The sequence below is a fragment of the Streptomyces sp. NPDC005899 genome (assembly GCF_040629645.1).
Lineage (GTDB): Bacteria > Actinomycetota > Actinomycetes > Streptomycetales > Streptomycetaceae > Streptomyces.
On record NZ_JBEXWB010000170.1, the window covers coordinates 1 to 12,901 of the forward strand.

General features: G+C 71.4%; 13 protein-coding genes. 4 read left to right on the forward strand and 9 right to left on the reverse strand.

What is annotated here, in order from left to right; translation table 11 throughout:
• A partial coding sequence (locus ABZ371_RS19380) for an FAD-binding oxidoreductase (protein WP_358680945.1) occupies positions 1 to 737 on the reverse strand: 737 nt, incomplete at its 3' end.
• Positions 738 to 865: 128 nt separating this feature from the next.
• Here ABZ371_RS19380 and ABZ371_RS19385 point away from each other — a divergent pair.
• On the forward strand, positions 866 to 1,786 hold the full coding sequence (locus tag ABZ371_RS19385; protein ID WP_358680947.1) for a YihY/virulence factor BrkB family protein: 921 nt from the start codon (positions 866 to 868) through the stop codon (positions 1,784 to 1,786).
• Here ABZ371_RS19385 and ABZ371_RS19390 read toward each other — a convergent pair.
• The gene (locus ABZ371_RS19390; RefSeq protein WP_358680949.1) at positions 1,734 to 2,993 is read right to left on the reverse strand and encodes a D-alanyl-D-alanine carboxypeptidase; all 1,260 of its coding nucleotides are present in this window, start codon (positions 2,991 to 2,993) and stop codon (positions 1,734 to 1,736) included. The two genes, ABZ371_RS19385 and ABZ371_RS19390, sit on opposite strands and share 53 nt — an antisense overlap.
• Before the next feature lie 121 nt (positions 2,994 to 3,114).
• Between ABZ371_RS19390 and ABZ371_RS19395 the strand changes: the two genes are divergently transcribed.
• Together ABZ371_RS19395 and ABZ371_RS19400 are read left to right on the forward strand one after the other, a co-directional pair.
• Complete coding sequence (locus ABZ371_RS19395; protein WP_358680952.1) at positions 3,115 to 3,360, forward strand: hypothetical protein; 246 nt, start codon at positions 3,115 to 3,117, stop codon at positions 3,358 to 3,360.
• A gap of 62 nt (positions 3,361 to 3,422) precedes the next feature.
• Entirely contained in the window at positions 3,423 to 4,733 is a 1,311-nt protein-coding gene (locus tag ABZ371_RS19400; RefSeq protein WP_358680955.1) for a metallophosphoesterase, read from the forward strand.
• A gap of 194 nt (positions 4,734 to 4,927) precedes the next feature.
• Here the strand turns inward: ABZ371_RS19400 and ABZ371_RS19405 are convergent, their stop codons facing one another.
• From ABZ371_RS19405 to ABZ371_RS19435, 7 genes are all read right to left on the reverse strand, one after another.
• The gene (locus tag ABZ371_RS19405) at positions 4,928 to 5,656 is read right to left on the reverse strand and encodes a TetR family transcriptional regulator (RefSeq protein ID WP_358680977.1); all 729 of its coding nucleotides are present in this window, start codon (positions 5,654 to 5,656) and stop codon (positions 4,928 to 4,930) included.
• A 110-nt stretch (positions 5,657 to 5,766) separates the two neighbouring features.
• Positions 5,767 to 6,366, reverse strand: a complete 600-nt coding sequence (locus ABZ371_RS19410; protein ID WP_358680958.1) for a hypothetical protein — start codon at positions 6,364 to 6,366, stop codon at positions 5,767 to 5,769.
• Positions 6,367 to 6,539: 173 nt separating this feature from the next.
• A complete protein-coding gene (locus tag ABZ371_RS19415; RefSeq protein ID WP_358680960.1) occupies positions 6,540 to 7,307 on the reverse strand; it encodes a succinate dehydrogenase iron-sulfur subunit in 768 nt (255 codons plus the stop codon).
• Positions 7,307 to 9,061, reverse strand: a complete 1,755-nt coding sequence (gene sdhA / locus ABZ371_RS19420) for a succinate dehydrogenase flavoprotein subunit (protein WP_358680963.1) — start codon at positions 9,059 to 9,061, stop codon at positions 7,307 to 7,309. Before sdhA ends, ABZ371_RS19415 begins: the two co-directional genes overlap by 1 nt.
• 29 nt (positions 9,062 to 9,090) lie before the next feature.
• Positions 9,091 to 9,570, reverse strand: coding sequence for a succinate dehydrogenase hydrophobic membrane anchor subunit (locus ABZ371_RS19425; RefSeq protein ID WP_358680966.1), 480 nt, complete (start codon positions 9,568 to 9,570; stop codon positions 9,091 to 9,093).
• Between the two features lie 5 nt (positions 9,571 to 9,575).
• Positions 9,576 to 9,956, reverse strand: a complete 381-nt coding sequence (gene sdhC / locus ABZ371_RS19430) for a succinate dehydrogenase, cytochrome b556 subunit (RefSeq protein ID WP_358680969.1) — start codon at positions 9,954 to 9,956, stop codon at positions 9,576 to 9,578.
• Positions 9,957 to 10,110: 154 nt separating this feature from the next.
• Entirely contained in the window at positions 10,111 to 10,641 is a 531-nt protein-coding gene (locus tag ABZ371_RS19435; protein ID WP_358680972.1) for a 2-oxo-4-hydroxy-4-carboxy-5-ureidoimidazoline decarboxylase, read from the reverse strand.
• Positions 10,642 to 11,225: 584 nt separating this feature from the next.
• Here ABZ371_RS19435 and ABZ371_RS19440 point away from each other — a divergent pair.
• Entirely contained in the window at positions 11,226 to 12,821 is a 1,596-nt protein-coding gene (locus tag ABZ371_RS19440; protein WP_358680974.1) for a family 20 glycosylhydrolase, read from the forward strand.
• Positions 12,822 to 12,901 lie beyond the last annotated feature (80 nt).

Consider the following 12,901-nt stretch of genomic DNA (forward strand, 5'->3'; position numbering starts at 1 on the left):
CGCGCCGGGAGCGCGTCCAGGGGTGCGTGCTCCGCCCGGGTGACGACGGCCCGGCCCGTCGCCTTCCCGTACGCCAGGAGGTCGATCCGCGCCGCCGCGTACGGGGTGGCGCCGCCCGTCGCCGCCAGCCGGGCCATCGCCTCGTCCAGGCCGGCGGCGCGCACGGTGTCGACGACCATCAGCGAGGTGGCCACCCGGCGGAGGCCGAGCGAGGCGGAAAGGATGACGCCGGTCAGTCCCAGGCCCCCCGCTGTCGCGTCGAACAGCGGGGTCCCCGGCAGCACGGTGCGCACCTCCCCGTCGGCGGTGAGCAGTTCGAGGGAACGCACGTGCCGGGCGAAGGACCCGGCCCAGCGGTGGTTCCGGCCGTGGACGTCGGAGCCGATGGCCCCGCCGACGGTGACGTGGCGGGTCGCGGGGGTGACCGGCACGAACCAGCCGAGGGGCAGCACCACCCGCATCAGCTGGTGCAGGCTGACCCCGGCCTCGCAGACCACGGTGCCGTCGACGGCGTCGACCGAGCGGATCCGGTCCAGCCCGGTCATGTCGACGACGGAGCCGCCCGCGTTCTGCGCGGCGTCACCGTGGGCGCGCCCCAGTCCGCGGGCGACGACCCCGCGTGGCCCGCGCCCCCGCACGGCGACCACGGCCTCTTCGTACGTACGCGGGCCGAACCGCAGGGCGGTCGTCGGGGAGGTGCGGCCCCAGCCGGTCATGGACACCGTGTCGACGGACATGCAGGTGACCGTATCGCCCGGGAAAACCCTTTTGAGGGATTTGTTACAGCACTCACCGAAACGGGTGACCCACGGTCGCGACGGCAGGGGGCCTCGGTTTTCCGCGCCCGGCAGGGTACGCGTACGTCATGGACTGGCTGACGAAACTTCCCGTCATCGGGCCGCCCCTCGCGCGGCTCATGGAGACGCACGCCTGGCGCTCCTACGAGACGCTCGAGCGGGCCCACTGGGCCAGGCTCGCCGCGGCGGTCACCTTCCTCAGCTTCCTGGCGCTCTTCCCGCTCATCGCGGTCGGGGCGGCGATCGGCGCGGCGCTGCTCTCCGCCGACCAGCTCGAGACGATCGAGGACAAGCTCGCCGAGCAGGTACCCGGCATCTCGGACCAGCTCGGCATCGACAACCTGGTCGCCCACGCCGGCACGGTCGGCCTCGTGGCCGGTGCGCTGCTGCTGTTCACCGGCATCGGCTGGATCGGTTCGCTGCGCGAGTGCCTGCGCGCCGTGTGGCAGAGGGACGACGTGGACGAGGGCAACCCCGTGGTCCGCAAGGGCAAGGACGCCGTGCTGCTGCTCGGGCTCGGCGGTGCGGCACTCGTGACGCTCGCCGCGTCCACCGGGGGCTCCACCGCCATCGGGTGGACCGCCGACCTCCTCGGCATCCCGGAGCACGGCGCGGGCGGCGTGCTGCTCCAGGTGGCCGCCCTGGCCGTGGCCGCTTTCGCGGACTTCCTCCTGCTCCTCTACCTGCTCACCCTGCTGCCGGGCGTGGAGCCGCCCCGGCGCCGGCTGATCGTCGCCGGAGTCATCGGCGCCGTCGGCTTCGAGCTCCTCAAGCTGCTGCTCGGCAGCTACATGAGCGGAGTCGCCTCCAAGAGCATGTACGGCGCCTTCGGCGTCCCGGTCGCGCTCCTGCTGTGGATCAACCTCAGCGCGAAGCTGCTGCTGTTCTGCGCAGCCTGGACGGCCACGCCCAGCAAGCAGGGCGCGCGGGGGCCGGTCAGCGGCGGGGCAGACGCCGCACCAGGTCCGGCAGAGGCCAGCGCCGGTTGACCAGGAAGATGCCGCCGGCCAGCACGAGCAGCAGCCCGCCGGCGACCGACAGCGCCGTCCAGGCCCCGCGGGACCCGCCGGCGGGGTGCGCGGAGGCCGCCTCGGTGGAGGTCCCGTCACCCGGGGCCGCGTCCTCGCCGGTGGGCTGGGCGCCCTTGCCGGTACCCGTGCCGACCTCGGCGGACTTCGGCGGCACCAGTTCGCCGACCGGCGCCACCCTGCCGCTCGCCGCGAAGCCCCAGTCCAGCAGTCCGGCCGCCTCCTTGTAGACGGCGTGGCTGACGTCGGACGACGGGTTCATGACGGTGACGAGCAGCACCTTGCCGTTGCGCTCGGCGACACCGGTGAAGGTGTTGCCCGCGTGCGTGGTGTAGCCGTTCTTGACGCCGGCGATGCCCTGGTAGGGGTCCACCCCGATGTCGCCGGTGATCAGCCTGTTGGTGTTCTGGATCTCGAAGCTCTCCCGCTTCTTGCCCTTCTTCTGCTCACCGGGGAACTCCGCGGTCGCCGTCGCGCAGTACTCGCGGAAGTCCGCCTTCTGCAGCCCGCTCCGGGCGAACAGCGTCAGGTCGTAGGCACTGGACACCTGGGCGGGGGCGTCGTACCCGTCGGGGGAGACGACCGTCGTGTCGAGGGCCTGCAACTCCTCGGCGTGGCGCTGCATCGCCGCGACCGTGGCGTCGATCCCGCCGTACATCGAGGACAGGACGTGCACCGCGTCGTTGCCCGAGCGGAGGAACACCCCGAGCCACAGGTCGTGGACGGTGTAGGAGTGGTCCTCCTTGAGGCCCACCAGGCTGCTGCCCGCTCCGACGTCGGCGAGCTCCCTCTCGGTCACCGTGTGGGTCATGCTCCTGGGCTGAAGGGCGGGCAGGACCGTGTCCGCGAAGAGCATCTTCAGGGTGGAGGCCGGCGGCAGCCGCCAGTGGGCGTTGTGGGACGCGAGGACCTGGCCGTTCTCCGCGTCCGCGACGATCCACGAACGGGCCGTGAGGTCCTTCGGCAGGACCGGTGTGCCGGGACCGAGGTTCACCTGGGTGCCCACCGCGCCCAGTCGCGCGCCGCCCACCTTCGACATCTGCGCGGGCGGCTTCGGCTGTTTGTCCTTGTCCTTGTCCTTGTCGGCCGCCACTCCGGGACCGACGACACAGACGGACAGCAACGCGGCAGAGAGGACCGTCAATGCGGTCTTTTTCAGAGCAGGCACGGTCGAGAACGTACAGGGCGTTGCTGAGGACGCGGACCCGGACGGCCTGACCCGCCGTGCATACCGCCGGTACAGCCCACCCCGCGCGTCCGGTCCCGGGCGTGACGGCGATACTGGTGCCATGAAGCTCAGCCGTCCCGTGTCCTGGTTCCTGCTCGCCTTCGGGGTGTGGAGCTGGTTCATCTGGGTCACTTTCGTCAAGAACCTGTGGAAGGACGGCAGCGGGCTCGCGTTCGACGACGCCGGCGACCCGACCGCGTACTTCTGGGTGCACCTGCTGCTCGCCGTCACGTCGTTTCTTCTGGGGACGGCCGTCGGGGTCATCGGGTTCCGTGGCGTCAGGGCCGCGCGGCGCGAAGGCGCGTGACATACCCGGCCGGCGAGTGAGCACGGACGGGCGGTATCCGGTGGGTGGGCGGGGGAGCGTACGTGGTCGTGGTCTTCACAGGGGCGGCGGTCGCCGTTCTCGCGCTGCTGGTAGGTGTGCACCGCTACGTGTGGCGCAGGCTGGTCGGTGACACGACGGCTCCGGGCGGCCTGGCACGCCGCGCCGGTACGGCCGCAGTCCTCGTGCTGCCGCTGCTGAGTGCCGGCGCCCTCGTGTCCGGCCGTACGGGCGCCCCCTTCGTGGTCCAGCAGATCCTGGCCTGGCCGGGCTTCCTCTGGCTCGCCGCCCTGCTGTACCTGACCTTGGCCCTGCTCGTCGGTGAGGCCGTCCGCCCGGTGCTGCGCGGGGTGCTCGCCCGCCGGGCCGCCCCCGGCCCCGCGGTGGACGCGGCGCCGGGCACGGCCGGCGGCGCGGACGCGACCGCGGCGGCGGACGGCGCCGCCGAAGCGCGCGGCGGCGCCGGGCCCGGCGGCACGACCCGTACGGACACCCCGCCCCCGGGCCCGCCGCCCCCGCCGGTGGCCGATCCCTCGCGGCGCCTGTTCGTCTCCCGCGCGGTCGGCGGCGCGGCCGCCGTCGCCGGGCTCGGCATCGTCGGCCACGGCACCTACGGGGTGCTGCGCGGCCCCCGGACCAAACGGATCACCGTCCCGCTCGCCCGGCTGCCACGCTCCGCGCACGGGTTCCGGATCGCCGTCGTCAGCGACATCCACCTCGGCCCCATCCTGGGGCGGGCCCACACCCGGCGCATCGTCGACGCGATCAACGCGACGCAGCCGGACCTGGTCGCCGTCGTCGGCGACCTCGTCGACGGGTCCGTCGCCGATCTGGGGCCGGCCGCCGAACCGCTGGCCGGACTCCGGGCCCGGCACGGCAGCTACTTCGTCACCGGCAACCACGAGTACTTCTCCGGTGCCGCCGAGTGGGTGGACCACGTACGGGAGCTGGGACTTCGCCCGCTGGAGAACGCCCGGGTGGAGATGGGCGCGTTCGACCTCGCGGGGGTCAACGACGTCGCGGGCGAGAGCGAGGGGCAGGGCCCCGACTTCGGGCGGGCGCTCGGCGACCGGGACCGCTCCCGCGCCTCCGTCCTCCTCGCGCACCAGCCCGTCGTCATCGACGACGCCGTCGAGTACGGCGTGGACCTCCAGCTCTCCGGCCACACGCACGGCGGGCAGCTCTGGCCGGGCAACCTGGTGGCCGAGCTGGCCAATCCCACGGTCGCCGGGCTCGAACGATACGGCGACACGCAGCTCTACGTGTCGCGTGGCGCGGGCGCCTGGGGCCCGCCCGTGCGGGTGGGCGCGCCCTCCGACATCACCGTCGTGGAACTCGCCTCCCGTCAGGCCTGAGGGCGGCGCGCCGCCGCCTCCGGTCCGCGTGCTCCGACCCCGCGCCGCCCGGGCGCCCACGGGACGCACACGACTCCTTCACGACCGGCTGCGGACGAGCCTGCCGACGGCTGCGACACGCCCGTTCAACGGTCATATGGCACCGATTGACGAGCATGTTGCCGTACGTGGACCCCGCCGCCAGGAGCCTGCCGTCAGTCGGCCACGGGGCCGGACGGCGGCCTCGGGACCTGGCCGGGCATGAACTCCGCCAGCACGTCGTGGAGCTGCCGCACGAGCGGGCGCAGCACCCGGAAACGGGACAGGGCGATCGCCCGTGCCACCAGGGGCGCGGTGCGCTCGACGAGCCGGCGGCTGCGCGCGGCGCCCTCGCTCCGGTCGTGGACCCAGTAGAGCACCAGGCCCATCTGCATCAGCCACAGCAACTGCGGCAGCAGCTCCTCGAGCTCCGGATCGGGCCGGGTGCCCGCCCCGGCCAGGCACCGCCGGTGGATGGAGATCGCGGCCTCGCGCGCGGCCTCCGACTCCTCGGAGAACGGCGAGAGCGGGCTGTCCGGGTCGGCCGCGTTCTTGAAGAACTGGGCGCCGAAGCGGTGGTACTGCCCGGCCACGTCCAGCCAGCCGAGCAGCACTCCCCGGATGCGTACGGCGAGGTCCGGGTCACCGGTCAGGACCGGCCGCACGGCCTCCTCGTGTTCCGCGGCGATCCGGTCGTAGAAGCCCTGGACCAGGTGTTCCTTGGAGGCGAAGTAGTAGTAGGCGTTGCCGACGGAGACCCCCGCCTCCCGGGCGACCGCCCGCATCGTCGTCCGGTCGTAGCCCCGCTCCTCGAAGAGCCGCAGCGCGGTCCGCAGGATGAGCGTGCGGGTCTGCTCGCTCTTCGGCGCCTTGGCGGGCCGGTCGTCCCCGGCCGGCTCCACCACGTCCGCGCCCGGCGGGTTGTTCTCGTCCTTCACCACGGCCCCAGGCTATCCGGGTGGCCCGCCACCGGATCCGGCGCCCGGTGGCGAGGAGAGGCGGGCCCGGCCCCGGCTCAGGCGCTCATCGACCGAGCGGTGTTGACCTGGGCCATCACCATCTGGAAGGTCTCCGGACCCGTCGCCGGGATCATCGTCGAGTGGTGGCGGCCGCCGCTGGTCACGGTGACCTGGACGAACCCCGTCGTCCTCTTCTCCTTCATCAGCAGGAACAGCAGGCCGACGAGGCAGAACAGGGCGAAGACGATGGCGAGCACGATGCCCACGGTCGGGATCTTCTCCTCCGTCCGCGACATGTCGGTCGCCGTCCACACCGCGCCCTTGAGGGGCATCGTCCCGGAGGGCGTGACGATGCCGTCGTTCATGACGGTGATGTCCCCGAACGACAGCATCGGTACGCCGCCACCGGGCTGCCCCGCGTGCGGCACCGGAAGGTTGAAGCCGGGCTGGGTCGGCCCGCCGGGGCCCGGATAGCCGTAGCCGGGGCCGGGCTGGGCGGCGGAGTCGGGGAGCGGCTGCGGGTAGCCGTAGGCCGGCTCGGCGCCCGGTGCCGGGTAGCCGTACCCCTGGCCGTCCGGCATGGTGGGCGGGTTGCCCGGCGGCTGGGGCGGGCCCCACTTGTATGAGTCGTCCGCGTACGGATTCGGATCGCTCATGACGTTCCCCGTTCTGATCAAGCCTTCTGCCCCCGTGCCCTGCCGGCGCCGGGAGAGGCGAGCCGGTGTCCGGCTCCGCACGACCGTACCGTCCCGGCCCGGCCGACGCAGCAAGAGGCCCCGCCTTCCGCACACCGGGTGCGGAAAGCGGGGCCCCTCGTACAACTCGTGTGTCAGAAGCGGCGGGTGATGAGCGCGCGCTTCACTTCCTGGATCGCCTTGGTGACCTCGATGCCACGGGGGCAGGCGTCCGTGCAGTTGAACGTCGTGCGGCAACGCCACACGCCGTCACGGTCGTTGAGGATCTCGAGGCGCTGCTCGCCGCCCTCGTCACGCGAGTCGAAGATGAACCGGTGCGCGTTGACGATGGCCGCCGGGCCGAAGTACTGGCCGTCGTTCCAGAACACCGGGCACGAGGACGTGCACGCGGCGCACAGGATGCACTTGGTGGTGTCGTCGAACCGCTCGCGGTCCTCGGCGGACTGCAGGCGCTCACGCGTCGGCTCGTTGCCCTTGGTGATGAGGAAGGGCATGACGTCGCGGTAGGCCTGGAAGAACGGGTCCATGTCGACCACGAGGTCCTTGAGGACCGTGAGGCCCTTTATGGCCTCGACCGTGATCGGCTTCTCCGGGTTGATGTCCTTGATCAGCGTCTTGCAGGCGAGCCTGTTCTTGCCGTTGATCCGCATCGCGTCGGAGCCGCAGATGCCGTGCGCGCAGGAACGGCGGAACGTCAGGGTGCCGTCCGTCTCCCACTTGATCTTGTGAAGGGCGTCGAGGACACGCTCCTTCGGGTCGATCGAGATCTGGAAGTCCTGCCACTCGGCCTCGTCGGAGACCTCGGGGTTGAACCGCCGGATCCGGAACGTGGCCGTGATGTACGGCGTGTCGGCGAAGCCGGCCTCGGCCTTGTCGGTCTTGTCCAGGGTCGGGGTAGCCATCAGTACTTACGCTCCATCGGCTGGTAGCGGGTCGTGACGACCGGCTTGTAGTCGAGCCGGATCGACTCGGTGCCGTCGTCCGCGACCTCGCGGTACGCCATGGTGTGGCGCATGAAGTTGACGTCGTCGCGGTTCGGGTAGTCCTCGCGGTAGTGACCGCCGCGGGACTCCTTGCGGGCCAGGGCGGAGGTCGCCATGACCTCGGCCAGGTCGAGCAGGTTGCCCAGCTCGATGGCCTCCAGGAGGTCGGTGTTGAACCGCTTGCCCTTGTCCTGGATCGACACGTTGAGGTAGCGCTTGCGCAGCTCCGCGATCTTCTCGACCGCGGTCTTGATCGTCTGCTCGGTGCGGAACACCATCACGTTGGCGTCCATGCACTCCTGCAGCTCCAGGCGCAGGGTGTGGACGCGCTCGGTGCCCGTGCTGTTGCGCAGCCGCTCGACCTGCTCCTGTACCAGCTGCGCCGGGTTCTCGGGAAGCTCGACGTAGTCGTTCTTCGCGGAGTACTCGGCGGCGGCGATACCCGACCGGCGCCCGAAGACGTTGATGTCGAGCAGCGAGTTGGTACCCAGGCGGTTGGCACCGTGCACGGAGACGCAGGCGACCTCGCCGGCGGCGTACAGGCCCGGGACGACGGTGGTGTTGTCGGCCAGCACCTCGCCCTCGACGTTGGTCGGGATGCCGCCCATGGCGTAGTGCGCGGTCGGCTGGATCGGGATCGGGTCCGTGTACGGCTCGATACCGAGGTAGGTGCGCGCGAACTCGGTGATGTCCGGGAGCTTCGCGTCCAGCTGCTCCGGCGGGAGGTGCGTGAGGTCGAGGTAGACGTGGTCGCCCTCGGGACCGCAGCCGCGGCCCTCGCGGATCTCCGTGTAGATGGAGCGGGACACGACGTCACGGGACGCGAGGTCCTTCATGACCGGCGCGTACTTCTCCATGAAGCGCTCGCCGTCCTTGTTGCGGAGGATGCCGCCCTCACCGCGGGCGCCCTCCGTCAGCAGGATGCCCATGCGCCAGATGCCCGTCGGGTGGAACTGGAAGAACTCCATGTCCTCCAGCGGCAGACCGCGGCGGTACGCGGCGGCCTGGCCGTCACCCGTCAGGGTGTGGGCGTTCGACGTCACCTTGAAGAACTTGCCGGTGCCGCCGGAGGCGAAGATGATCGCCTTCGCCTGGAACACGTGGATCTCGCCGGTCGCCAGCTCGTAGGCGACGACGCCCGCGGACTTCCGGACCCCGTCCACGTCCTGCAGCAGCAGGTCGAGGACGTAGAACTCGTTGAAGAACTCCACGCCCTCCTTGACGCAGTTCTGGTACAGCGTCTGGAGGATCATGTGGCCGGTACGGTCCGAGGCGTAGCAGGACCGGCGGACCGGGGCCTCGCCGTGGTTGCGGCTGTGACCGCCGAACCGGCGCTGGTCGATGCGGCCCTCGGGCGTGCGGTTGAACGGCAGGCCCATCTTCTCCAGGTCGAGGACCGAGTCGATGGCCTCCTTCGCCAGGATCTCCGCGGCGTCCTGGTCGACCAGGTAGTCGCCGCCCTTGATCGTGTCGAAGGTGTGCCACTCCCAGTTGTCCTCCTCCACGTTGGCGAGCGCGGCGGCCATGCCGCCCTGCGCGGCGCCCGTGTGGGAGCGGGTGGGGTAGAGCTTCGTCAGCACGGCGGTGCGGCTGCGCTTGGTCGACTCGATGGCCGCGCGCATACCGGCGCCGCCGGCGCCGACGATGACGGTGTCGTACTTGTGGATCTGCATGGTTTCCTCTGGTCCCTCTGTCCCGGCGCCTAGCGGATGTTCGGGTCGAAGGTGAAGATCACCAGCGTGCCCAGCAGGACGGTGAACACCGTGGCGGTGTACAGGAGCATCTTCAGCCAGAAGCGGGTGTTGGCCCGTTCGGCGTAGTCGGTGATGACCGTACGCAGGCCGTTGGCGCCGTGGAGCATGGCGAGCCAGAGCATCGCCAGGTCCCAGACCTGCCAGAACGGCGAGGCCCAGCGACCCGCCACGAAGGCGAAGCCGATCTTGGAGACGCCGCCGTCCAGCACCAGCTGGATCAGCAGGTGGCCGATGACGAGGACGACCAGCACGATGCCCGACAGGCGCATGAAGAGCCAGGCGTACATCTCGAAGTTGGTGCGCGAGCCCTTGGGGGTCTTGCCCGTGCGCTTGCGCGGGGGCTCGATCACCGGGGCGGGGTTGTCGACGTCGTAGAGGCCTACACCCTCGACGTCACCGATCGCGGTGGAAGGAGTCTCGGTGGACATCGGCCTCAGCTCCCGAAGACTTCGCGTACGGCGTGACCGAGGACGGGGTACAGGGCCCCGGCCATCAGCACGACCCAGATACCCAGGACGGCCCACAGCATCTGCTTCTGGTAGCGGGCGCCCTTGGCCCAGAAGTCGACGGCGACGATGCGGAGACCGTTCAGCGCGTGGAAGAGGATCGCGGCCACCAGGCCGTACTCCAGCAGCGCGACGAGCGGGGTCTTGTAGGTGGCCACGACGTCGTCGTACGCCTCGGGGGAGACACGCACGAGGGCGGTGTCAAGGACGTGTACGAACAGGAAGAAGAAAATGAGGACACCGGTGACTCGATGAGCCACCCAGGACCACATGCCTTCCCGGCCGCGGTACAGCGTTCCAGCCGGCACGGAAGAACCCTCCGGGAGCGGGGATTGGGGTCGGCCGGCTTGACTGTCGGTCTGACCCGGCCGGGTACGGTCCACCGGCCCCGGCCATCGTAGCGACGCTTTGTCGGTTCCATGGCGGCGGGGCCTCCGGTGTGATCAAAGAGGCACGGACGGGCTATCGCGGACCGTGTCCCCCGGGTCGGTACGGGTGCTCTCCCCGGCCCGCGGCGGACACCAGCCCGGTGAGGCGGACCCGGGCGAGTCGCCGCAGCTCCTCCGCCGTGAGGGCCCGCTCCTCGTCCGGATCGTGCGTCAGCCGGGTGCGGATGGCGGCCAGCACCTGGTCCACGTGCTGGGAGGGCGGCAGGCCGACCAGGCAGATCACGAAGACGTGGCCGAAACGGCTCTCGTACGCGGCGTGCGCGGCCCGGAGGGCCAGGTGCGCCGCCCGGGGCGCGGCGTGGTGCAGGCAGGGGGCGCTCTCCGTGGCCAGCGCCTCGGCGATGTCGGTGGCCGACAGGTCGTACCCCGCCTCGTCGGAGGCGGCGAGCAGGGAGCCCAGGTCCGGATACGGGCGGTGCGCGGCCATGCGCAGCGCCCAGCGTCTGCTGCCGCAGCACTCCAGCAGGGCCGCCTCGGCGAGCCCGCCGGGCCAGCCGTTGAAGTGGTCGAGCCCGCTCGAGTGGGCATTCTCGTGTCCGCTCACCGAGACTGGTTCCGGAACCCGGGGCTCCGGTGGGATGTCGCGGGCAGCGGTCGCGGGGCCCCGGCTCTGGAAGGGCAGGGCCTGCCGTCCGGCCGGCTGCGGACCCTTCGGCAGGCCGGTACGGGGCTCGCTGGACCTGGACAGCGGAAACTCCTCGATGGATGACGACTGTGACCTGGGAGAGGGGCAGGGGAGCCGCAGGGTTGCGGCGGCGGAGGGAGCGTGACCGTTCGGTGATCGGGTGTGGTGGAAGGAGCGGGGTCCGATGGGTGCAGTCGTGAGGCGGCGGACGGTGGAGGGGCGCAATCCCGCCGCCCGCGGGAAGCCGCGGGCCGGGGAGGCGGCCGGGTGGCTGACGGCGACACCGGCCCCTGCCCGGCGGCCGGTCCGTCCGTGGCCGGTGCACGGCCGGGACGAACGTGCCGTAACGCTAACGAGGCCAGGTGACGAGCAGCCTGAGCGTGCGCGAAGTTCACCCGAACGGGAAAGGTTCGAGGCGCTCGATGGATGAATCAATAGCGCTATCGCCCGACTTTTCCTCTTTCTTTGATCTCTTTCGCCCTCGATCCGGAGGATTCTGACCGATGTCGCCCTCACGTGGAATCCTGGTGGCCGGTGCGGCCGTCGCGGTGGCAGCCGCCGTCACCCTGACCGTCGTCGTCTGGCCCGAGGGCTCGGGCTCCGGGCCCCGGAACGGCGCGGCGTCCTCCTCCCGCACCTCGGCCTCGCCCTCCCCGACCCGGAGCTACCCGCTCTCGTCCGCGCCGCGGACCGTACCGGCCGTGCGGGAGCACACTCCCGCGCGCGGCCCGGGATGGAAACCGGCCGGGAACAGCACGGTCGTCGCCGCCGACCACGAGCTGGCCGACGAGGCCCGCCTGCTCGCCGGGGAACTGAGGATCAGGTACCGCGGAGAGGTCGCGGCCCGGGCCGGCGACGTCGAGCTCGCACTCGGCACCCCCGGCAAGGGCGCCGCGGAGTCGTACACCCTGAGGACCGAGGGGAACCGGGTCACGATCAGCGGACCCGACGAAGCGGGCGTCTTCTACGGGACCCGCACCCTGAAGCAGTCGCTCGCCGCCGACGGCACCATGCCCGAGGGCGTGGTCCGCGACACCCCCGACCGGCCCCAGCGCGGGCTCAACCTCGACATCGCCCGCAAGCACTACAGCGCCGGCTGGATCGAGGACCGGCTGCGCGAGATGGCGGACATCAAGCTCAACCAGCTCGGGCTGCACTTCTCCGACGACCAGGCCTTCCGGATCGAATCCGACTCGCACCCGGAGGTCGTCTCGGAGGACCACCTCACCAAGGCCGAGGTCCGCCGCATCCTGAAACTCGCCGCCGGCCTCCACATCACGGTCGTCGGCGAGATCGACTCACCCGGACACCTGGGCGCCGTCCTGCGGGCCCACCCCGATCTGCAACTGCGCAACACCCAGGGCGCGACCCGGCAGGGCGCCGTCGACATCTCGAAGCCCGAGGCGGCGCGGATCGTCGACGACCTGCTGCGCGAGTACGCCGAGCTGTTCCCCGGCCGGTGGTTCCACGTCGGCGCGGACGAGTACCAGGCACTCACGGTCAGCGATCCGCAGGCCTCCTACCCGCAGCTCGCCGCGGCCGCCCGCGAGAAGTACGGGAGCGGCGCCACCATCGAGGACCTGGCCGAGGGGTGGATGAACGACCGGGCGGCGGTGGTCCGCGAGGCGCGGAAGGTCCCCAAGGCGTGGAACGACGGCTTCTTCAGCGGCGGCACGGTCACCGGCGACAAGGGCATCGAGGTCGAGTACTGGACCGGCAAGGAGATCGGTGCCCGCCCGCCGCAGGACTACCTGGCCGAGGGCCGCAAGGTGATCAACCTCAACGACGAGTACCTCTACTACGTGCTCGGCCAGCCCAACGACTTCGTCTACCCGACGGGGAAGCGGATCTACGAGCAGTGGACCCCGTTCGTCCTGCGCGGCACCGAGCCGGTGCCCGAGCGGTACTCGAAGCAGATCCTCGGCGGCCGCTTCGCGGTCTGGGGGGACATCCCCGACGCGCAGACCCCGCAGCAGGTGGCGGAGGGCATCCGCATGCCGCTCAACGCGATCTCCCAGAAGCTGTGGGATCCCCGGAAGCCGCAGCTCAGCTGGGCGCAGTTCGAGGAACTGGCCGACCGGACCGGGTCGTCCGGCTGAGCGGGCCCCAGTACGCTCCCGGAACCTGCCGGGCGCGCACCCGGGGGGGGGGGGCGGGGCCGGGGGGGGGGGGGGGGGGG

Bases quoted from the DNA above. Each gene is read 5' to 3' on its own strand.
- ABZ371_RS19385 (WP_358680947.1), top strand. From the start codon at position 866: ATGGACTGGCTGACGAAACTTCCCGTCATCGGGCCGCCCCTCGCGCGG.
- ABZ371_RS19410 (WP_358680958.1), bottom strand. From the start codon at position 6,366: ATGAGCGATCCGAATCCGTACGCGGACGACTCATACAAGTGGGGCCCG.
- ABZ371_RS19425 (WP_358680966.1), bottom strand. From the start codon at position 9,570: ATGTCCACCGAGACTCCTTCCACCGCGATCGGTGACGTCGAGGGTGTA.
- ABZ371_RS19415 (WP_358680960.1), bottom strand. From the start codon at position 7,307: ATGGCTACCCCGACCCTGGACAAGACCGACAAGGCCGAGGCCGGCTTC.
- sdhA (WP_358680963.1), bottom strand. From the start codon at position 9,061: ATGCAGATCCACAAGTACGACACCGTCATCGTCGGCGCCGGCGGCGCC.
- ABZ371_RS19440 (WP_358680974.1), top strand. From the start codon at position 11,226: ATGTCGCCCTCACGTGGAATCCTGGTGGCCGGTGCGGCCGTCGCGGTG.
- ABZ371_RS19395 (WP_358680952.1), top strand. From the start codon at position 3,115: ATGAAGCTCAGCCGTCCCGTGTCCTGGTTCCTGCTCGCCTTCGGGGTG.